The 20268-nt window shown below is 60.3% G+C and carries 21 protein-coding genes; 6 read left to right on the top strand and 15 right to left on the bottom strand.

Translation table 11 applies throughout. The annotated features are described in order from the left end of the window. Nucleotides 1–139 precede the first annotated feature (139 nt). Nucleotides 140–1846 carry a potassium/proton antiporter gene (locus C1H69_RS00900; RefSeq protein WP_102651541.1) on the top strand — a complete coding sequence of 569 codons (1707 nt, stop codon included), beginning with the start codon at nt 140–142 and terminating at the stop codon, nt 1844–1846. A gap of 113 nt (nt 1847–1959) precedes the next feature. Here C1H69_RS00900 and C1H69_RS00895 read toward each other — a convergent pair whose 3' ends face one another. Next, nucleotides 1960–2376, bottom strand: a complete 417-nt coding sequence (locus C1H69_RS00895) for a gamma-glutamylcyclotransferase family protein (RefSeq protein ID WP_102651540.1) — start codon at nt 2374–2376, stop codon at nt 1960–1962. Between the two features lie 608 nt (nt 2377–2984). Here C1H69_RS00895 and C1H69_RS00890 point away from each other — a divergent pair. After that, nucleotides 2985–3107: a DUF2243 domain-containing protein gene (locus tag C1H69_RS00890; protein ID WP_102651539.1), complete on the top strand. Its 123-nt coding sequence runs from the start codon at nt 2985–2987 to the stop codon at nt 3105–3107. Nucleotides 3108–3110: 3 nt separating this feature from the next. Here C1H69_RS00890 and C1H69_RS00885 read toward each other — a convergent pair whose 3' ends face one another. From C1H69_RS00885 to C1H69_RS24020, 5 genes are all read right to left on the bottom strand, one after another. Continuing rightward, the gene (locus C1H69_RS00885) at nt 3111–3305 is read right to left on the bottom strand and encodes a hypothetical protein (RefSeq protein WP_102651538.1); all 195 of its coding nucleotides are present in this window, start codon (nt 3303–3305) and stop codon (nt 3111–3113) included. A gap of 140 nt (nt 3306–3445) precedes the next feature. Then, nucleotides 3446–4813: a sensor histidine kinase gene (locus tag C1H69_RS00880; RefSeq protein ID WP_102651537.1), complete on the bottom strand. Its 1368-nt coding sequence runs from the start codon at nt 4811–4813 to the stop codon at nt 3446–3448. Then, on the bottom strand, nt 4782–5468 hold the full coding sequence (locus C1H69_RS00875) for a response regulator transcription factor (RefSeq protein ID WP_102651586.1): 687 nt from the start codon (nt 5466–5468) through the stop codon (nt 4782–4784). Before C1H69_RS00875 ends, C1H69_RS00880 begins: the two co-directional genes overlap by 32 nt. Continuing rightward, nucleotides 5468–6241: a MipA/OmpV family protein gene (locus tag C1H69_RS00870; protein ID WP_276308740.1), complete on the bottom strand. Its 774-nt coding sequence runs from the start codon at nt 6239–6241 to the stop codon at nt 5468–5470. The genes C1H69_RS00875 and C1H69_RS00870 overlap by 1 nt, the downstream gene beginning before the upstream one ends. A gap of 233 nt (nt 6242–6474) precedes the next feature. Further along, a complete protein-coding gene (locus C1H69_RS24020; RefSeq protein ID WP_240609765.1) occupies nt 6475–6561 on the bottom strand; it encodes a hypothetical protein in 87 nt (28 codons plus the stop codon). A gap of 15 nt (nt 6562–6576) precedes the next feature. Here C1H69_RS24020 and C1H69_RS24015 point away from each other — a divergent pair, with 15 nt between their 5' ends. Continuing rightward, the gene (locus tag C1H69_RS24015; RefSeq protein WP_276308739.1) at nt 6577–7785 is read left to right on the top strand and encodes an amidase family protein; all 1209 of its coding nucleotides are present in this window, start codon (nt 6577–6579) and stop codon (nt 7783–7785) included. On the opposite strand, the gene C1H69_RS00860 is transcribed toward C1H69_RS24015, so the two are convergent. Beyond that, entirely contained in the window at nt 7782–8912 is a 1131-nt protein-coding gene (locus tag C1H69_RS00860; RefSeq protein WP_102651534.1) for an alkene reductase, read from the bottom strand. The genes C1H69_RS24015 and C1H69_RS00860 overlap by 4 nt on opposite strands. Before the next feature lie 29 nt (nt 8913–8941). Next, nucleotides 8942–9244 (bottom strand): ArsR/SmtB family transcription factor, encoded by a 303-nt coding sequence (locus tag C1H69_RS00855; protein WP_102651585.1) that lies wholly within the window; start codon nt 9242–9244, stop codon nt 8942–8944. A 213-nt stretch (nt 9245–9457) separates the two neighbouring features. On the opposite strand from C1H69_RS00855, the gene C1H69_RS00850 reads away from it, so the two are divergent. Further along, nucleotides 9458–10759 (top strand): aspartate aminotransferase family protein, encoded by a 1302-nt coding sequence (locus C1H69_RS00850; protein ID WP_102651533.1) that lies wholly within the window; start codon nt 9458–9460, stop codon nt 10757–10759. 178 nt (nt 10760–10937) lie between these two features. Here the strand turns inward: C1H69_RS00850 and C1H69_RS00845 are convergent, their stop codons facing one another. The 7 genes from C1H69_RS00845 to C1H69_RS00820 all read right to left on the bottom strand — a co-directional run bounded on the left by C1H69_RS00845 (nt 10938) and on the right by C1H69_RS00820 (nt 16696). Continuing rightward, entirely contained in the window at nt 10938–12446 is a 1509-nt protein-coding gene (locus C1H69_RS00845) for a tripartite tricarboxylate transporter permease (RefSeq protein WP_102651532.1), read from the bottom strand. 13 nt (nt 12447–12459) lie between these two features. Beyond that, entirely contained in the window at nt 12460–13002 is a 543-nt protein-coding gene (locus C1H69_RS00840) for a tripartite tricarboxylate transporter TctB family protein (RefSeq protein WP_102651531.1), read from the bottom strand. 3 nt (nt 13003–13005) lie between these two features. Further along, nucleotides 13006–13980, bottom strand: coding sequence for a Bug family tripartite tricarboxylate transporter substrate binding protein (locus tag C1H69_RS00835; protein WP_102651530.1), 975 nt, complete (start codon nt 13978–13980; stop codon nt 13006–13008). A gap of 39 nt (nt 13981–14019) precedes the next feature. Continuing rightward, entirely contained in the window at nt 14020–15162 is a 1143-nt protein-coding gene (locus C1H69_RS00830) for a mandelate racemase/muconate lactonizing enzyme family protein (protein ID WP_102651529.1), read from the bottom strand. Next, nucleotides 15159–15800: a GntR family transcriptional regulator gene (locus C1H69_RS00825; protein WP_102651528.1), complete on the bottom strand. Its 642-nt coding sequence runs from the start codon at nt 15798–15800 to the stop codon at nt 15159–15161. Before C1H69_RS00825 ends, C1H69_RS00830 begins: the two co-directional genes overlap by 4 nt. Nucleotides 15801–15938: 138 nt before the next feature. Beyond that, complete coding sequence (locus C1H69_RS24335; protein WP_276308736.1) at nt 15939–16061, bottom strand: hypothetical protein; 123 nt, start codon at nt 16059–16061, stop codon at nt 15939–15941. A gap of 269 nt (nt 16062–16330) precedes the next feature. Next, nucleotides 16331–16696 carry an MmyB family transcriptional regulator gene (locus C1H69_RS00820; RefSeq protein ID WP_102651527.1) on the bottom strand — a complete coding sequence of 122 codons (366 nt, stop codon included), beginning with the start codon at nt 16694–16696 and terminating at the stop codon, nt 16331–16333. A 328-nt stretch (nt 16697–17024) separates the two neighbouring features. Between C1H69_RS00820 and fhuE the strand changes: the two genes are divergently transcribed. Beyond that, nucleotides 17025–19223: a ferric-rhodotorulic acid/ferric-coprogen receptor FhuE gene (fhuE, locus tag C1H69_RS00815; protein ID WP_102651526.1), complete on the top strand. Its 2199-nt coding sequence runs from the start codon at nt 17025–17027 to the stop codon at nt 19221–19223. Nucleotides 19224–19373: 150 nt separating this feature from the next. Beyond that, a complete protein-coding gene (locus C1H69_RS00810) occupies nt 19374–20264 on the top strand; it encodes a LysR family transcriptional regulator (RefSeq protein ID WP_102651525.1) in 891 nt (296 codons plus the stop codon). The last annotated feature ends 4 nt before the right edge of the window (nt 20265–20268 follow it).

Genomic DNA, 20268 nt, shown 5'->3' with positions numbered 1-20268 from the left:
AACCAGTTAATATTACGGCCGCGTCAGGGCATCGCCATAGCATTACGCGACACCTCATGTCATTCCGTTCCGCCTGCCATCATTTGAGGGTCATGTGGGTGTGTCATACTAGCGGCCATTACCGACCAAGGTCAGGCCTATGGACTCCGTCAACACCCTGTTTCTGCTCAGTGGTTTTCTTCTCGCACTAAGTATTCTGGCTAGCCGCCTCTCATCGCTGTTCGGGCTGCCTCTGCTGGTGATATTCCTTGCCCTGGGCATGCTGGCCGGTGAGCAGGGCATCCTGGGTATTCGCTTCGACGACTATTCGCTGGCCTTCATCATCGGTCACCTGGCCCTGGCCCTCATCCTTCTGGATGGTGGGCTGCGTACACGACTTTCCACCTTTCGCTCCGCCTTCAAGCCCGCCATGTCCCTGGCCAGCGTCGGGGTCTTCCTGACCGCCGGCTTCACCGGGCTGATCGCCATGTGGGTCTTCAATCTCAGCCTCATCGAAGGGCTGCTGATAGGGGCGATCGTCGGCTCGACCGACGCGGCCGCCGTCTTCTCGATGCTCAATGGCCGGGGCGTTAACATCAACGAGCGCGTCAGCGCCACGCTGGAGATCGAATCCGGCACCAACGACCCCATGGCGATCTTCCTGACCATCATGCTCATTGAGCTACTGGTAGGCGATATTGGGGGCATCGTGGAAACCCTGCTGTTCCTGGTGCAGCAGTTCGGGGTCGGCATAGTGGCTGGGCTGGGCGGCGGCATGCTTATCGCCCGCCTGATGCGCTGGGTGGACCTGGAGCCTGGGCTCTACGCATTGCTGGCCTTGGCCCTCGGCTTCTTCGTATTCGGTCTGACCAGCTTCCTGGGGGGCAGCGGCTTCCTGGCCATCTACCTTACCGGCTTGATGATAGGCAATCAGCCGGGCAAGCATCTCAATTTCATCTTGCCGGTCAATGACGGCCTGGCTTGGCTGAGCCAGATCGGCCTGTTTCTGATACTGGGGTTGCTGGTCAATCCCGTTGACCTGCTCGAGTATGCACTGCCGGCCTCGATCGTCGGCCTGGCCCTGATCTTCGTGGCACGGCCTTTGGCGGTACTCATATCGGTCAAGCCGTTCTTCAAGTTCCGCTGGAACGAAATCGGCTTCATTTCCTGGGTGGGCCTGAGAGGGGCGGTACCCGTCGTACTCGCGATTTTCCCCGTGATCGGTGGTGTCGAGGATGCCTCGCTCTACTTCAATGTCACCTTCGCGGTCGTGCTGATGTCCTTGCTGATCCAGGGCGGCACCATCTCCCTGATGGCGCGCTGGATGAAGGTGGAGGTGCCCCCCGGCGTCGAACCCAACCACCGAGGCCCCCTCGGCATCCTGCCGGAGAACGATTATGAAATGTATGTTTACCAGGTCGAGAACCAGACCCTGGACGACGCACCCATTCGCATGCTGCGCTTCCCGTCAGGTGCCTTGATCTCTGCGCTCTTCCGGGAACACACCATGTTGCACCCCAAGGGCAGTACCCGCCTCCAGTTGGGAGATGTGGTCTGTGTCATTGGTCGCCCAGGGGATCTGCCCGCATTGAACCGGCTGTTCAGCGGAGAACAGCGTCTCAAGAAGACACAGGAATTCTTTGGCCCCTTCACTATCGAAGCGCGGTCCAAGATGTCCGACGTTGCCAAGGCCTATGGCCTATCGGTCACGCCTGGCGAGGGGGAAATGACACTGGGAGACTTCATTGCCACACGGGTCGGCGGCCACCCCGTGGTCGGCGATGACGTGAGCTGGCACGGCATTCACTGGGTCGTCAGCGAAGTGCAGGGTGACAAGGTCGTCAAGGTGGGCGTGCGCTTCTACTGAGTTCCTCCTCGTCGGCAGATTCCACCGTCAGACATCTGCATTGGCGAAGACGGTGTGACGACAAGCACGATCGGCACGGTGTCGGCTTCGTGCGTTTGACCTGGGCCGACACTTCAGTCCAGGCCATCATCACGCGGAACATAACGAGCGTCGTCATAATGGCTGAGACTATCCGAACGCACATCCTCTACCCAGGCTGGGGCCTTGATATAACACCAGGCGTTCTTGATCGCTCCATCTGGCAGAGTTGTGGAGAGCCTGCGCCGCTGATAGCCATCTCGTTCGTTCACGCGCTCTAATACATCGAGGTTGTCGATCAAGGCAGCGTCGACGCGGTACAGCTCCCCCTGGACGCGCTGACCGCTCCCCATGGCATCGATCATGACCGGGTAGTACCGCTCGCTACACAGCACCATGGGATAGGCATCGGAGGTCTCCGCCCTGGAGATCAGGACGCTTCGGCCGAGGTATTTCTCATGGTGGGAAAAACCTCGCTTGAGCGTTCCATAGACAAATAGCAGATGCTCCATATTGCTCCTTTTCGTTAGAGGGTGTTTACAAAAGTAGCGAGCGAAGGTCGGACAAGGCGAAATCCGTCGAAAAAGCGGTGTTTACGCGCTGTAAATGAGCATTTTTAGGCTGATTTCAACGCAGTATGGCCTAGCGCAGTAGTTTGTAAACACCCTCTTGGCGATGACTCGTGCTTCCCCCAGGCGCGTGGTACCTCTTTCAGAACGATAGCATCTCTGAAGCACCCCCAATGAAGCCATATCGGCGTTCTGCGAAGCGGCGGTGTTGATTGATGCGCCAATAATGTCAGTGGCCCATTTCGAACCCGCCGCGCAGGCGCTGCGATGCAACGGTTCCCTGACAGTCTTGTAGGAAATTGCCTACAAAATCTAACGTCAATCACCTACACGAGTTCATAGCCCAAGTTAGTTGAATCTCGTGCGATTGCTGTCACTGTGGGAGTAGAGCAAGGAAGCGATATCAGGGAAGACCGAGCATGGACGGCTCTATATGCCAAGGATGCACGAACAGGATGTTCGTGGAGAGCATGATGGGAAGCAAGGATCAGCCCGGCCCGAGAGGGCCGGGCTTTTTGTTCGACACAGGGCGATCATGATGAGGTTGGCGCATGAACGATGCGGATGAGCTGCGCCGCGCTCGAATCGGCGGCGTGATTCCGGGGGTCGGCATGGGAGGCTTCGTCGACGGGATCCTCCTGCATCAAATCCTGCAGTGGCACAGCATGGGCTAGCACTCACTTTTTCCTCATCCACGGAAAGACCTTGGCCATTGTATCGGCCAGCACCTGATCGAGGGGCTTGTGCTCCAAGCTCAGCGCGGCCCGGGCGGCGGTATAGGTGCCCTTGTACTGCTCAGCTATCTCGCTGTCAGTCATGCTGTCCGGCAGCTGTTCTTTCTCCCGGATGACGTCGATCACTTCTTTCTGCATTTCGCTATCCTCAGCAGCACTGCTACGCACAGCATAGGCGCGTGACCAGATCGTGCATAGAGATCGGTGCCTCTCGGGCACCGGTAGTCAGAGCGAAGCTCTTCCGGGGGGCGGTCCGGCCAGGCATGGCCGGACCGCTCTCACTCCCCCTCCCCATTCGACAGCCGGAACCGCAGCCCCGGTTCGGCCTGCTCGGCCGTGAGGCGCCAGCCGTGCGCCAGGGCGATCTCCTGGCAGATTGCCAGGCCGAGGCCTGCTCCGTGGTCTCGCCGATGCGCGGCACGCCAGAAGCGTTCGAACAACAGGGACAGTTGCGCTGTATCGACGCCGGGGCCTCTGTCCCGCACGGTTACCGTATCGCCCTGGATTTCCACGCTGACGGAGGTTTGTGCGGGCGCATGCTGGATGGCGTTCTCCAGCAAGTTTTTCAGCAAGGTGAAACAGGCCGCGCGGTCGGCCTTCCACTTCACGTCACCGATAGCACGCACCGCCAAGTGCACGTCGGCGGATTCCGCCATGCGCTGCAAGTAGGAAGCGGCATCGTGGGCGATCTCTTGCACCCGGACGGTAGTGAAGTGGTAGTTGTGCGCCTCGCTGGCTTCCGCCAGGAGCAGAAGCTGCTGCACCTGGCGCGTCATGTATTCGACGTCGCTCAATAGCGAGGCGCGGTCACTTTGGCCATCTTCTATCAACTCGATCTGGGCACGGATCAGCGCCAGTGGTGTCTTCAACTCGTGCGCCGCGTTGCCGAGAAACTCCTGTTGCACGCGATAGCCCCGCTCGAGGCGCTCCAGTGCACGATTGAAACTATCCACGAGAGGGGCTATTTCCGCGGGAACCGCTTCCGTCTGCAGCCGGGCGTCAATGGAGCGCAGCGAGATGGCCGCCGCGGACTCCGACACATCGCGCAGCGGCTTGAGGGTATAGCGCAAGGTGACGTAGGCACACAAGCCGAAGGCGAAGAACAGAACGATGCCGAACACCATGATGCCAGCAACCATACGCGGCAAGGCAACTTTATGGAGGATATCCATGAATCTCGCGCTGGCGGCGAACTGCAGGTACCACGTTCGCCCATCGTGAACGAGGGGCTCGGTGGCGCCGTAAAAGGTGTTTCCCTCGTGCTCGAAGGTGAAATTGCCGCGCGCCAATCGAAGGAGGTCGCCGTCGGCCGGCCAGAACGCCTCTCCAGCACTCGAGAAGGCGACCACGTTCCCGGCATCATCCAGGATCCGATAGGCCGTTTCGCGCTGAGGACCTTCGTACAGCCAGGCGCGGTCGTCCAGGCTCGAGTCGAAGCCGACGGGTCTGCCACTGCTGTCGAATGCGACGTTGTCCGACAGTCCCTCCGCGGCGTTGGCCAGTTCCATCCGGGCCAGTACATCGCTCTTAACCACCACCACCGCAGCGATTACGAGCAGCGTGATGCTGAGCACCATCCCCGCCACATAGGCCAGCAGAACCTTCAGGCTAATGCTATTCAGCGGCATCAGCTTCGCGAAGCGCATAGCCCAGCCCCCTGACATTGACGATCCGCTGGCGCGAACCGATGGTGAGCAGCTTGCGACGCAGACGGTGCAGGGCCACATCCAGGGCATTCGGCGTGACCGCCTCGCTCAGCCCCCAGGCCGCCGCTTCCAGCGCGCTGCGGCGCACGACCTCTTTGGGCTTGTGCAAGAGCAGCTGCATGATGTGCAGCTCCGCCGGGGCCAGAGTGACGCTTTCGTCGCCGCTGCACAGCACCCCGGCTTGGGGGCGCAGGGTGAGATCACCATGGTTGGGGTCGAGCGGGTGGAACGCCACGGGGCGGCGCAGCAGTGCTCGGACACGCGCCACCATCTCGTCCATGGCGAAGGGCTTGGGCAGGTAGTCGTCGGCGCCGGCTTCGAGCCCCTGCACCCGGTCATGCAGCGCATCGCGTGCCGTCAGCACGAGGCAAGGCACACCGAGGCCCGCGCTGCGCAGCTTCTGCAGCAGGGTGAGGCCATCTCCGTCCGGCAGCCCCCTATCGAGAACCAGGGCCTGGTAGGGCATCTGCTGGACGGCAGCCCATGCGCCGTCGATGCGGCCGGCCACATCGACGGCGATGCCGGCGGCTTCGAGCCCCTTGCACATCAGCCGGGCCAGCCGGTCGTGGTCCTCGACCAGGAGTATTCGGCTCATCAGAAGCGGTAGATGTAGCCAAGGAACACACTATTGGCGGTCGAGCGATCCACCAGAGGGCTATCCTTGATCTCGTCCGCCAGGCTCGTCACTTCGACACCCATGAGTACGGAATGGTGCTTGTTGAACATGTAGACGCCACGCACCCCCGCCTCGATGTTGGTAGCGGATTCCCCTGTATAGGCGGGACGGTCCATGCGCGCCTCGCTGTCGCGAACGCCGAAATAGTAATCGACGGTCTTCTCGTCCTGCCAGCTCGCCCCCACATGCGGGGTGAGCAGAACATGATTGCCGAAGCGCCACGTTCTCTCCAAGCCAAGATTGACGACTTGGCCATTGCTGTTACCTGAGGCGTCGGCAAGCCATTCGGCGCTGACGTCAACCAGGTCGCTGCTCCATTCCAGCTTGCCGCCTGCCCAGAAGCCACCCTTGCGCTTGCTCATGCCGTTGAGAATCGGTGCGTCGTCTTCCTCGTAGCCCCTTCCGTCGTACTTGCCGACGATACCGAAGTTGAACTGTTGAGAGTTGCTGATATCGAGACTCGGCAGCTTGAATTCGATCTGGGGGCCAAAGAGGTGAATGTACTGGTTCTCGAACTGAAGCAACGGTACTGGCGTGTTATCCCGGCCGATACCGGTGTAAGGCTCCTGTCTACTCATTACGCCGAGGCCCAGCCCCCAGGAGGTGGAGGACGACCTGGCGTCGGTTGGCTCTCCGGCCATGGACGTTACCGAGGCGCAGAGGACAACGGCAAGTACTGAAACAGCCGCCATACGCGGGGCGGAACCATGGCGAATCAAGGCAAGCGGGGGCGATAGTAACATGTGAGTTTCTCACCTGGTGTTGAAAGAGCGGTAATCGCTATACTTTCGCAGCCGCCTTCTTACTGAAAACTTACCGGATGCCCTTGATCGTTCCGGTTCACCGGTAAGGATTCTGAAAGACGACGGCGTACAATGGGTCACCAGGTTTATCGGGGGCAGGACCTTGCCCGCGCCTCCGGACGTTAACGCGGGCCGAGTATCGTGAAACCGCCATCGACCAGGATCGATTGTCCGGTGATGAATCTCGCCTCGTCCGTGCAGAGCCACACCGCAACGTCCGCAATATCCTGAGGCGTGCCGATTCGGCCCAGGGTTTCGGCAATGCCCCGTCGCTACAGCGCCTCATTGACGCCGGCGCCATCCCGCTCGGCAAAGCCAACTTGCACGAGCTGGCCTCGGGCGCCACCTGCGTGCATTCGCTTGCGCCTCCTGGCAGCGTGCACAATCCGCACGCCCCGACACACATCGCCAGCGGCTCATCCGGCGGCAATGCTGCAGCGATCGCCGCGGGCATCGTCGCCTGCGGCCTGGGTACGGACACCGGCGGTTCACTGCGCATTCCTGCCACCTTGACCGGTATCGTCGGATTCCGCCCTTCGCACCATCCGCCCAGCCGCAACTGCCGCTACGACAGCCGCGATGTCCTGCCGATTAGCCTCCGCCACGATACCGTCGGCCCTATGGCCAGGACAGTCGCCGACATCCGCCTGCTGGACGGCGTACTCGGCGGTACGCCGCGCCACGCTCCGCCGCCGTTACGTGAGGTACGACTAGGCATCGCCGACTGGTTCTGGTCCGCGCTGCTCGACGAAGCCCGCCCGCCACTGCACCGGGCACTGGCGCGGCTGGCCGATGCCGGCGTCGAACTGGTCGACATCGATCTTCATCGGCTCGGTGAGTTGAATATCCGCGTTTCACCGGTCATCAATCTGCATGAACCACTGACGGCCATTCCACGCTTCCTGCAAGCGTATGGTGCACACGAGGAGCAGCGACGGATGCGCCTCGAGGAGATCGTCGCTCAGGTCGCCTGCGACGATATCAGAGCATTATTCGAGAGAACCCTGGCTCGCGAACGAACCGATTCCTACCCCGCCGCCTTGCGCCATGGGGAGACACTGACGGCCTACCTTCAACACTGCATCGCGTCGCACCGGCTGGATGCCCTATGCCTGCCGACCACCCTGCTGGCGGCACGCCCGCTGGTGACTCCGGACGGCGAACGGCTGATGATCGACGGTTGCCAAACGAGCCGCTTCGAGGCCTATATTCGCAACACCACGCCGCTGAGCAGTGCCGGGCTTCCCGCCCTGTCGCTACCTGCGGGCACCACCGATGCCGGCCTACCCGTGGGGCTCGAACTCTGCGCTCAGATTGGCGACGACGACCGCCTGCTGGCGTTTGCGGCCAGCGTGGAGGCACTACTTGAAGCCCCTCCCAAGGTCGACCCGGCGAGCCTCGCCGAAGAGTTGGAAAGGCTCGGGCCAAGCTAGGAACGACCGGCCGCGAAAGGCCCTCGCTGGCCCCTCTGCCCTAGCTTGAGAGCCATACCGAATGGGCATCCCGACTCGCCCAACGCCGGGTAGTCGGTGTAGCCCTGGGGCCCGGAAGTGTAGAAGGTCTCCGGTTGCGGCTCGTTGAGCGGAGCGTTGTCGGCGAAGCGCTTCGGCAGGTCGGGGTTGGCGATGAACGCCTTTCCGAAGGCCACCGCATCCGCCTTGTCCTCTTCGAGCCATGCGTTGGCCTGGTCGCGGGTGAACGCTTCATTGGCGATGTAGGCGCCGCCGAAACGCCGCTTGAGCTGCGGCCCGAGGCTGTCCTCGCCGGCATGCTCGCGGGTGCAGATGAAGGCGATGCCGCGCTTGCCGAGCGCCTCGGCTACATAGCCGAAGGTGCCCGCCGGGTCGCTGTCGCCCATGTCGTGGGAGTCGCAGCGCGGCGCGAGGTGCATGCCGACGCGGCCGGGCGACCAGACGCCGAGCACGGCATCGGTGACCTCGAGCATCAGCCGGGCGCGATTCTCCCGCGAGCCGCCGTAGCGGTCGCTGCGCCGGTTGGTGGAATCCTGCAGGAACTGGTCGAGCAGGTAGCCGTTGGCGCCGTGGAGCTCGACGCCGTCGAAGCCCGCTTCACGGGCGTTCTCGGCGCCCTTGCGATACGCCTCGACGATCCCGGATATCTCCTCGGTTTCCAACGCCCGGGGCGTGACGTAAGGCTTCTTCGGCCGAACCAGACTGACATGCCCCTCGGGCTGGATGGCGCTGGGCGCCACCGGCAATTGCCCGTCGAGGTAGAGCGGATCGGAGATGCGCCCGACATGCCAGAGCTGCAGCAGGATGCATCCTCCTGCGGCATGCACGGCGTCGGTCACCTTCTTCCAGCCGGCGACCTGCTCCTCCGACCAGATGCCCGGCGTGTTCGGATAACCGATACCCATGGGCGTCACCGAGGTGGCCTCGCTGATGATCATGCCCGCCGAGGCGCGCTGACGGTAATACTCCACCATCAACTCGCCGGGGACGCGCCCCGTCTCGGCACGGCAGCGGGTGAGCGGCGCCATGACGACTCGATTGGACAGTTCCAGTTCGCCGAGCTTGATGGGATCGAGCAGTGTAGGCACGGATGTTCTCCCTGGTTGTCACGAACGGATCACAGCTCCGCGTCGATGCGGCGCAGGAAATCCTGGATCACGGCTTCGTTGCGTTTGAAGAAATGCCATTGTCCGACCCGCTGGCTGGTGATCAGTCCCGCGCGTTGCAGGGTCGCCAGATGGGCGGAAACGGTGGACTGCGACAGACCGCAGCGCTGGTCGATCTGCCCGGCGCAGACGCCGAGATCCAGCGAATGCTCCTGATCGGGAAAGTGCTCCCGCGGCGCCTTCAGCCACAGCAGGATCTGCCGGCGCACGGGATGGGCAAGGGCCTTGATGATGGCGTCCAGATCGCAAGACATGGGAATGACCGTATTGCGGTATATCGCGATACATCGAAGCATAGATCGAAAGAAGGCGATATGGAAGCGGCTTTCGTCAGCGTGCTCGCCTATCGCCACGTCGAGCGGCCACCGGATGAGTCGAACGCGGCAGGGACAAGGCGCTTTCGCTTCTGCCGAGGCCAGGCGACACTCTAGTCTGCAAGTCGCTCCCCACCAGTCAGGAAACGTCACATGTCCAACAACAACGACACCGCCTTTTGGCGCAACGCCGAGCGCCACCTGATCCGCTATGGCGGCACCTTCACGCCGATGATCGTCGAGCGCGCCCAGGGCAGCTTCGTCTACGACGCGGACGGCCGCGCGATCCTCGACTTCACCTCGGGACAGATGAGCGCGGTACTCGGTCACTGTCACCCGGAGATCGTGTCGGTCATCACCGAATACGCCGGCAGGTTGGATCATCTCTTCAGCGGGATGCTGTCGCGGCCGGTGGTCGATCTGGCGAGCCGGCTGGCCGAGGTCACCCCAGACGGCCTCGACCGGGCGCTGCTGCTCAGCACCGGCGCGGAGTCGAACGAGGCGGCCATTCGCATGGCCAAGCTGGTCACCGGCAAGTACGAGATCGTCGGCTTTGCGCAGTCCTGGCACGGCATGACGGGAGCGGCGGCCTCCGCCACCTACAGTGCCGGACGCCGCGGCATCGGGCCCGCCGCCGTCGGCTCCTTCGCGATCCCCGCGCCCTTTCCCTATCGACCGCGCTTCGAGCGCAACGGCGCATACGACTGCCTGGCCGAACTGGACTATGCCTTCGACCTCGTCGACCGCCAGTCCAGCGGCAATCTCGCCGCCTTCATCGCCGAGCCGATCCTCAGTTCCGGCGGGATCATCGAACTCCCCGATGGCTACATGGCCGCCCTCAAGCGCAAGTGCGAGGAGCGCGGCATGCTGCTGATCCTCGACGAGGCGCAGACCGGGGTCGGACGCACCGGCACGCTGTTCGCCTGCCAGCGCGACGGCGTCACGCCGGACATCCTCACTCTGTCGAAGACGCTGGGCGCCGGCCTGCCGCTCGCGGCGGTGGTCACCTCCGCGCGGATCGAGGAGCGCGCCCACGAACTGGGCTACCTGTTCTACACCACCCATGTCTCCGACCCGCTGCCCGCCGCGGTCGGCCTGCGGGTACTCGACGTGGTCCGGCGCGAGGGACTGGTCGAGCGCGCCAACCTGATGGGAAAGCGGCTCAGGCATGGTCTGCTAGGGCTGATGGAGCGCTTCGAGTGCGTCGGCGACGTGCGCGGCCGAGGCCTGCTGCTGGGCATGGAGATCGTCAAGGATCGCCGCACCAAGGAGCCGGCGGACGAACTGGGCGCCCGCATCACCCGCGAGTGCATGAACCTGGGACTGAGCATGAACATCGTGCAGTTGCCCGGCATGGGCGGCGTCTTCCGCCTCGCGCCGCCGCTGACCGTCAGCGAGGAGGAGATCGGCCTGGGCCTTGAGCTGCTGGAGCGGGCCATCCAGCGTTCGCTGTAGGCTCCTGCGTCGAGAGTCCTGCCCGAGCGGTCCGATGTCGTCCGGGCAGGACGCTCGCGGTCAATCCCACGCCGGCGCCAGTCCCGCAATGCTTTTCAAGCAAGACCATTTCCGGCTCTACGATGTTCTGCATAATTAACACTTCAGATTTTTCAAGCATGGTGAGTATCGTTTATTTTCAAGATGAAGCATTTCGACTTGCACGAGATTTTTGCATATAGCGCACCACGATAGGACCAACTATTGCCATTACAGACAACAGCAAAAGCACTGCCGATACCGGCCGTGTCAAAAATATGCTCCACTCTCCTCCACTGACAAGCAATGCACGCCGCATCTCGCTTTCCAAGATCGGACCCAGCACCAACCCCAGCACAATCGGGTAAACCGGGAAACGCGCCAAGGTGGCAATGAAACCCAGGGCGCCAAGTGCCAACATGAGCCCTACATCAAAAATCTGACGATTGAGAGCATAAGTGCCCACCACAGTCAGCAACAACAATGCAGGATAGAGTACGTGGCGTGGCAAGTTCAGCACACGCACCACATAGCGATAACCCACGACTGACAGCAAATACATCATTATGGTAGCCAACAGAAACGCCGCCAATATGGCATAAACAATGTCGCCGTTCGCCTCGAAGAGACGTGGGCCTGGCTGTAGTCCATGTATCATCAGACCACCTATCAGCATTGCAGTAACGCTATCGCCAGGGATGCCTACGGTAAGCAACGGAATGAGTGCTCCACCAGTTACACCATTGTTTGCGGCTTCAGACGCGACGATACCGCCGGGACGTCCAGTGCCATACTTCGCCCCATCCTTTTCAAAGCGGCGGCTCTGATCGTACGCTAGAATGGAGCCAATATTGCCACCGAGCGCTGGAATGATCCCCGCACCGACACCTATTATGGATGAGCGAAGTAAGTTCCACTTCTGCATCATCATTTCCCCCAGTGTCGGAATCATCCTGCTCCTTTCCAGATTGAGTCGCTTTTGCACACCAGGAGCGGCAATGGCCATGAGAATTTCGGGAATCGCGAAGAGCCCGATCAACGCTGGCATAATGCTAATCCCTTGGAAGAGATTGATCGTTCCAAAAGTCCAGCGATCCTCGCCTGTGGTGGGGTCTAGTCCAACCATCGAAAGTGCGATGCCGATCAATGCGCAGAGGAGTCCTTTGGCAAGCGCACTTCCCGACAGGCTAACCACGATCGTCAACCCAAACAGTGCCAGTGCCGCGTATTCAGCAGAACCAAGGTTGAGCGCCAGTCTCGCAAGGACCGGAGCCATCGTGACAAGTGCGACCCAACCCACGAAGCTACCCACCACGGAAGCGACCAAGGCCCAACCGAGCGCGCGCGTCGCCAGGCCCTGTCTTGCCATTGGATGGCCATCAAGTGTGGTAACCATCGCCGAGGGTGTGCCAGGAATATTGAGTAGAATTGCAGGTACGGCACCGCCACTCAGTCCGCCACAATAGACGCCTATCAACGTTGCCAGAGCAATTTCTGGCTCTAACGAGAAAGTAATCGGAATAAAGACAGCAACTCCCATTGTTGCTGTCAACCCTGGAATCGCCCCGCAGGTGATTCCAACAAAAACGCCTAATGCAATCCACAAAATTCCTACTGGATTCGCAGCTAGGGTCTGAAAACCACCGGCAAGAAGACTTATCGTTTCCATTGCTATTCCATCATCAGTGCAGACGGATATTGAGAATAAATTCGAAGAGAAGCCATATGACCAGAACACCAATTATCGCTATCACTGCCGCCGATAGGCTATGCTTGGGTCGGCGCCACCCCGCTGGGAGCAGGCAGAATGACAGAATCACGGAGAAGGCGGATGCTGCGACGGGAAAAGCGGTGTTGCGCCAGAGCAACAGGAAGGCGACCAGTAACGCCAGCGTAGCCACCGCATAAATCACCTTACGCAACGCACTTGCCTCAAGCTCGGAACTCTCGTCCGATGTTGTTTCAATCGGGACAAGCTTCCCCCCGCGCCTTTTGCAGAAATACAATACCTCCTGCAACGCAACGATCAAAACCATCAAAATCGTTAGTGTCAGCACGATAATAGGAACGGTGCCTGGTCCGACCGGCCTGCCCATCCCTCCAAAACTCATCTCAAGCGTCGGAGGCAATAGGAAAAGTGCGGCGCCAATACTGCCGACCAAGAAGACCAAGGTAGCTCCCAACACCCAGCCGTAATTGTGCGATGAGGGTTGCCTGTCTGACATACATTAGTCTCCGGTGAATATCTCTTGTGCTGCGGACTCCAACGTATCAATTAGCCCGGCATTGTATTCCTGCAATTCTTCACCACTGAGGCCACCTGCGATAAATCCGTTCTCTTCCGCAAATTCCTGAAATGCTTCGCTAAGAATTGCCGTATTGAAGATTTCCACCAGCCTTTCACGAATCTCCGCATCCAGCCCTGCAGGTGCAGTCAGATAAGTAATCTGCGCCAACTCACCACTGCTGAAGACATCGTATCCCGCCTCTTGGAAAGTTTCTGTTTCAGGAAGAGCTTCTATACGCTCTTGCCTATAGACTCCAATAGCCTGCAGATCATCGGCCTCAATCTGCGGTAGCGTCTCACTGGGCTTCAGCACCCCTGCGTCGATTTGCCCGCCCATGATCTCGGCAATTACACGCGACCCACCGGGGTAGGGAATATGGCGAAACTCTACCCCCGCCGCCTGGCCAGTCAGACCTGCCATCGCGTGGTTCACATTATTGGTACCTGGTGTACCAATGGTAACGCTGCCAGGATTCTCCTTCATATACTCCATGAAGGCATTCAGCGAGTCCCATTCACTATTAGGGGAAACCAGAAGAACCAAGGGATCCTCTGAAAAAAGCGCAATATCCGTAAAAGAGTCATAAGTGAATGGCACATTTCCTTGTGCAATCAACGACAGGATCGAACTGGAGCCGAGTCCGACCGTGTAGCCGTCGGGTGCGGCAGAAGCCACCTGTGCCATGCCTACAGCGCTACCTCCACCAGGCATGTTCTCGACCACAGCCCTGACCCCTTGTTCTTCCAAACTCGGTAGAATCTTGCGCGCCATGATATCGGTTGACCCACCCGGGTTCCATGGCACGATAATTCGTATTTCCTGGCTCGGAAAATCGTCCTGGGCAAGAGCGATTGAGGAAGTAAAAAGAACAGCAAAACTTACAGTCACAATAGTTTTAAAGAATGTGCGCGGCATGCCAATACTCCTAATTTTTATTTAAAGATCGACCAGCGACTACTTAACGTAGCCCGGCCCATCGATCAGTGGGTTTTTTATAATGAATGATTCATCCACCTCGACCCCTAAACCGGGCCCTTCAGGTGGGTGCACTGTGCCATCGGGCCGAAGCACAATGGGGGACGAGCAGAGCTCGTCGCGAAACGGATTGATCTTCGCCGTATCGGCCTCGAAGTAGCCTGGATTATCTATTGAAGCGAGAAAATGGATACTTGCCGCCATGTTCAGCCCAGTGGCTGAGGTGTGGGGATTTATTCCCAGCTTCCATGCGGATCCAAGTGCAGCAACACGCAAGCCTTCTGTTATACCGCCGACTTTGGAAAGATCCGGTTGGAGAATCCGAATCGACCCAGCCAATATCGCGTCGCGAAATTCAAAGCGGGTATAGTGGTTCTCACCCGCTGCCAGAGGGGTGTGGCCCAGGCGTGCCGCACGTGCGTACAGATCCTGGTCATGGGGTGAGAAGGGCTCCTCAAGCCAACCGACGCGCATCTCATCAAGACACGGCATTAGCCGACGGACATGATCAAAATCCGCATTGGCATTGGCGTCGGTCAGTATATCGATCTCCTCACCGACAGCTTCCCGTACCGCCTCAATCCGTGCACGGTCATTGGCAGCCGTATCACCAATGCGCAATTTGATGGCACGGTACCCTTTCTCGATCATTCCCAATGATTCACTCGCCAACGATTCGGGAGTCTGGTAGCCGAGTGCAATCCCCCCCGCGTATGCTTTTACGGACACCTGCCCACCGCCAAGAAGCCGATAAAGTGGCAATCCTGCGGCTTTACCACGTAAATCCCAAAGCGCCATATCGATGCCACTGAGCGCAATGGCCGCTGCCGCTCCCATGCCGTGGCTGGCAAGCTGCAGAGCATAAATGCGGTCCCAAACCTGTACGGTGGCAAGTGCATCCATTCCTTCAACAAGCTCGCTGAGGGTGGAGTTGACCAAGTGAGCAACAGCCCCGGGAGCGCGTCCATGATGCGCCTCCCCCCAACCTACAAGGCCCTCGTCAGTCGTGATCTTTACCAGTACGGCATCACGTTTTACAGCACGGCCAATACCTAGCGTGACACCATTTTCCTCGGGAAGACGGAACGATACGGGAAACGCCTCTATCTTTTTTATCTTCAAGGATTTTTCTCCTTTTCGTGTTCTTGGCGATAAGCAACGCCGATGTTGCGTATGTGTGTCTCCATCAGGTTGGCGGCAGCGGTACTGTCGCGTGCTTCAAGGGCAGCCAACACCGCTCCCATCTCGGCCAGTGACTCGGCTACACGACAGCTTCGTAGCGAATTCGCACGCCGAATCCAGCGTATCTGATCCCTGAGATTCATTAAGGTCGTTTGGATCAAACCATTCTCGGCATGCTCATAGAGTGTTTTGTGAAAAATGTCATCAAAGACTTCTATCGATGTAATATTTTTAGTTTCCTCGCCAGCCAATGCATCAAACATGGCGCGAAGGCTTTGCAGTGTCGGGTTGTCCAGCCGCTCAGTGGCAATCCTGGCCACGTGCGCCTCGAGCAGCATTCGGAGTTCGCAGAGCTCCACCACATCATCAACGCCAAATTCGGCAACGATTGTGCCGCTTTGGGGTAGGACGTTGACCCACCCCTCCACTTCTAGCCGCTTCAATGCGGTACGGATTGGCGATCTCCCGACTCCCAGCTCCACGGCTAGCCGTGCTTCAGAAAGGCGGCTTCCGGGGCGGTAATCCAGCGACAGTATCCTCTCCTTGATTTCGGTGTAGGTATCGAAATTCTTTTTCACATTTCATCTCTATAAAGCGAAAGCACAAAACTAGTTAACTAGTTGCCCAGATGGTCGTCAATATCGACTTTAGACCAAGTCAAGGCGTTCACCTGGTCAACGATAATTGAGGTCCACCCTGTAGAACGGTGGGCTGATTCAGGTGCCGTGTTCTCCATCGCTGGCGAGGCCGCGCAGGTCGAGATACATGGCCCGATCGCGCTCGACGAAGCGACCCTGGCTAGAGGTGCGGTCATCGAGGGTAGGGCTCGGCCACTTCATGGAACAGGACGCGCTCGCCGACATCGAGGCCGTCGCCTCGTTCACGTGCGGGAGGAATGGACGCCGCCAAGCGGTGGTCGTGGATACCGGTAAGGAGGAGGTAGCGGAAGACGCCGCGTTATAAACTTCGAATCACATCCGAAACGCCACCTCGGGACGATCCATCAAAGCCTCCATTTTTTCTTGGGTATCCGTCTCGTCGGTAGGCACATAGGTGATCAGATGCAGTTGGACGCCATTGCCGCCTGCCACATGCTACCTGCTACCTGCTACCTGCTACCTGCTACTTGAAGGATGGCGTAGTCGAAGGACAACCGGCCCACTCCAGGGTGCTCGTGTAAACCTTCACATCCTCTATGTGGCAAACGAACATCGTGTTCGTCCCACCACTTGGTGAACTCAGGGCTGCGTGACAGCAACCATTCGACGAGTTCATTGAACCAGGGATCGTCGAGATAGTTGGCCTGGGTCAGACGCAACTTGGCGACACAGTCCCGGGCATGCACCTCCCAGTCCACGAGCAATTGGCGCGCCTCGACCGACTCAGCCAAGTCGAGCTGGGCTTTCCACACGACTTCATTACCAGCCAGTTCGTCGATGACAACGTCACCGGCGGTACCAGGACTCCTCCTCAACGAGTGGCCATACGAGCGGACCGTTGCCCCCTCCTAGCGCCCCCCGCCCACACCGTCACGCAAGCACAGGAGCACCGCAGCAATATCGAACACTCGGCAACACCGGCCTTCTCGTTTCCCAGTTCTACCTGGGCATCATGACCTTTAAACGGACCGAGACATGCTCGACCGCCCTGCGATGCAAGACACAGCGTGACAGCACTCTCAATTGAAAACGATTATCAAACACATTGACAAAATAGAAGCATTTCTCCATATTCCCGAACCTTGCGACACTCGAATCGGCGCCAAGCAGACGCCTCCAAAGGCGTGACTTAAGGGATTTCCAATGAAAACGCCATTGCGCCATGTCTGGATCATGAGCCCGTCGCGGGTGCCCTGCCCTCCGATGGCGGACCCGCTCCTCTGCTGGCGAAATGCCTCGCTCGGCGCCCTTGTCTCGGCCACGCTCCTCGCCTCGAACGCTGCGCTGGCCCAAGCCGATGACGCCATCGCCCTGGAGCCCGTGTCTATCACCGCCCAGAATCTTTACGAAAACGTGGGCTACACCCGCCGCAGCACTGGCGCCGGCACCCGGCTGGAACTGAGCCCGAAGGATATCCCGCAAGCGGTCAGCATCGTCACCGAACAGCGCATCCGGGATCACAACTTGCGGACCGTCGAGGAGGTGCTGTCCAACACGACGGGCATCTCTGCTCGTCGCCTGGACAGCAACCGCGTCACGTTCTTCTCCCGTGGGTTCATGATCGACAGCTATCAGTACGACGGCATTCCCACGCTCAATACCGACGACCGCTGGTATTTCGGGGAAGGCGCATTGAATACGGCGATTTACGATCGCGTCGAAGTGGTTCGCGGGGCCAACGGCCTGCTGACCGGAGCCGGGAATCCCGGCGCGTCGGTGAATTTCGTCCGCAAGCACGCCGACAGCCGGGAGCTCACTGGCTCGGTGTCGGGCTCGCTGGGCAGTTGGGATCAACGCGGCACGCTTGTCGACGTCACCATGCCGCTGACCCAATCCGGCGACGTGCGCGCGCGTTTCATCGGCGGTTACGACGAAGGCGACGGTTTCCTCGACCGTTACGGCCAACGCAAGAAGTTCGGTTACGGCGTGGTCGATGCGAACGTCACCGACAATACGACGCTCTCCATCGGTTACGATTATCAGGATACCCACGCCTCCGCCCCGACCTGGGGCGGCTTGCCGCTGTGGTACGGCGATGGCACGCGCACCGACTACTCGCGCTCGTTCAGCGTGGCGCCGGAGTGGTCCTACTACGACTTCGAATCGGAGAAGATCTTCGCCGAAATCGATCACCGCCTGGCCGACGATTGGCGCATTCGCGTCGTGGGCACCCACGAAGAGACCGCCCTGGATGGCAAGCTGGCGTATCCCTACGGGTTCCCCGACCGGGAGACCGGCCAGGGCGTGTACTACTATACCGGCTGGAATCGCGGCGAGCGGGCGGTGGACTCGGTTGACGCCTATGCCAGCGGCCCCTTCGCCCTCTTCGGCCGTCGCCACGAACTGGTCGTCGGAGGCAGCTACAGCGAGCAGTCCAACGACTACGAAAACGCCTTCACGGCGGGGTTCGACGCGGGGGACTTCAACCGCTGGGACGGCTCGACACCCGATCAGGAATGGCCGGGTTTCGCACCATCGGAAAGCGCGAGCGTGCGCCAGAAGGCTTTCTACGGCGCCGCGCGCTTCTCCCCGGCCGGCCCGCTGACGCTGATCGTCGGCGCGCGATACACCGACTGGAGTGGCCGAAACTGGAGCACCGCGGGAGGCACCGACTCCCAGGGGCAGAATGAGCTCACCCCCTACGGCGGACTGATCTACGACATCGACGATACCTGGTCGGTCTTCGCCAGCTACACCGAGATATTCCAGCCGCAGAACTATCGAGACGCCGATGGCCGTTTCCTCGACCCCATCGTCGGCAAGAACTACGAGACGGGTCTCAAGGCGGCATGGTTCGACGGCCTGCTGAACGCCTCGCTCTCGGTGTTCCGCATCGAGCAGGACAATGTCGCCCAGGCCGACCCGCTCGCTCCCGGGGCGACCGAGACCACCTATCACGCGGCGAAGGGCGTGGTCAGCAAGGGCATCGACTTCGAGGTGAGCGGCGCGCTCACCGACAATCTGGACCTGGCGTTCGGCGCAACGCACTATACGGCGACCGATGCCGAGGGCCCCCACAATACCGACCGACCGCGAACGCAGGTCAACCTGTTTTCCAGCTATCGCATCCCGCAATGGCAGAAACTGACGGTAGGCGGCGGCCTCAACTGGCAGAGCCACACCTTCGTGAATGATATCGCCGGCCCGAACGGCCCTCGACGATTCGAGCAGGGCAGCTACACGCTGGCGCACCTGTTCGGCCGTTACCGGTTCACGCAGCAGCTTGCCTTGCAGATCAACATCAACAACCTGTTCGACGAGAAGTACTACAGCCACTTCGACGGCTACGGTGTCTACGGCGAACCGCTCAATGCCACGGCGGCGCTGACTTACTCCTTCTAGTCTTGTCTGAAAAGCCGCCGAACGGTGACGACCATGGCTCGACGGGCAGGTTCAGCATGGCGTTCAATCGCGATACCGGGCCGCCGGCGGTACGATATGCCGAAGCGGCACTCTCGCCGTGAGGATATAGACCTCGACAGGATCGACACATTGAACCAACTACTCGCCATGCGGGCCTTCGTTCGCGTCGTCGAAACGGGCTCCTTCAGCCAAACGGCGAATCATCTGGCGCTGCCACGCTCATCATTGAGCAAGCTGGTTTCCGATCTCGAAATCCATCTCGGCATCAAGTTGTTGAACCGCACCACGCGCGCGGTGACGGCGACCTCCGACGGGCTGGAATACTATCGACACGCGGCGCGGCTGGTGGCCGAGGTGGATGCGCTGGACGGCGACATGCGCGGCAACGGGCTCAAGCCCAGCGGCCACCTGCGCGTCGACGCCCCCGCCACCTTCGCCACCAGCCTGTTGATACCGGCCCTGGCGGACTTTCAGCGCGAATACCCCGGCATCAGCGTGGCGCTGGGGGTCAGCGACCGGGCGGTGAACCTCGTCGGTGAAGGCGTGGATTGCGTGATCCGCGCCGGCCGCCTCGACGCGCTTTCGATGGTCGGACGCCACCTCATCGAGCTGGATTACGTGACCTGCGCGGCCCCGGGCTATCTCGAACGCCGGGGAGCGCCCTCGCACTCCAACGAGCTCGGCACCGGTCACACGCGACTCGGTTATTTCATCGCGGCGACGGGCAGGCCAATTCCGCTGCACTTCGAAAAGGGCAACGAACGCTTCGAGATGGCCGATAGCGACTATGCCGCCAACGATGGCAACGGCCTGATGGCGATGCTGCTCGCCGGGCTTGGCGTCGGGCAGCATTTTCGGCGTTGCGTGCAGCCGTATCTCGACTCGGGCGAACTGGTGCCGGTCCTGACCGACTGGTCCCGGCCGGGCATGCCGTTTCACATTCTCTATCCGCCCAACCGGCACCAGAGTGCCCGGCTGAAGGTCTTCATCGAGTGGCTACGGGCCGCTTTCGAGGACTAACCAG

Source organism: Billgrantia endophytica (genome assembly GCF_002879615.1).
Classification (GTDB): domain Bacteria; phylum Pseudomonadota; class Gammaproteobacteria; order Pseudomonadales; family Halomonadaceae; genus Halomonas; species Halomonas endophytica.
This window is presented reverse-complemented; position numbering and strand designations above follow the sequence as displayed.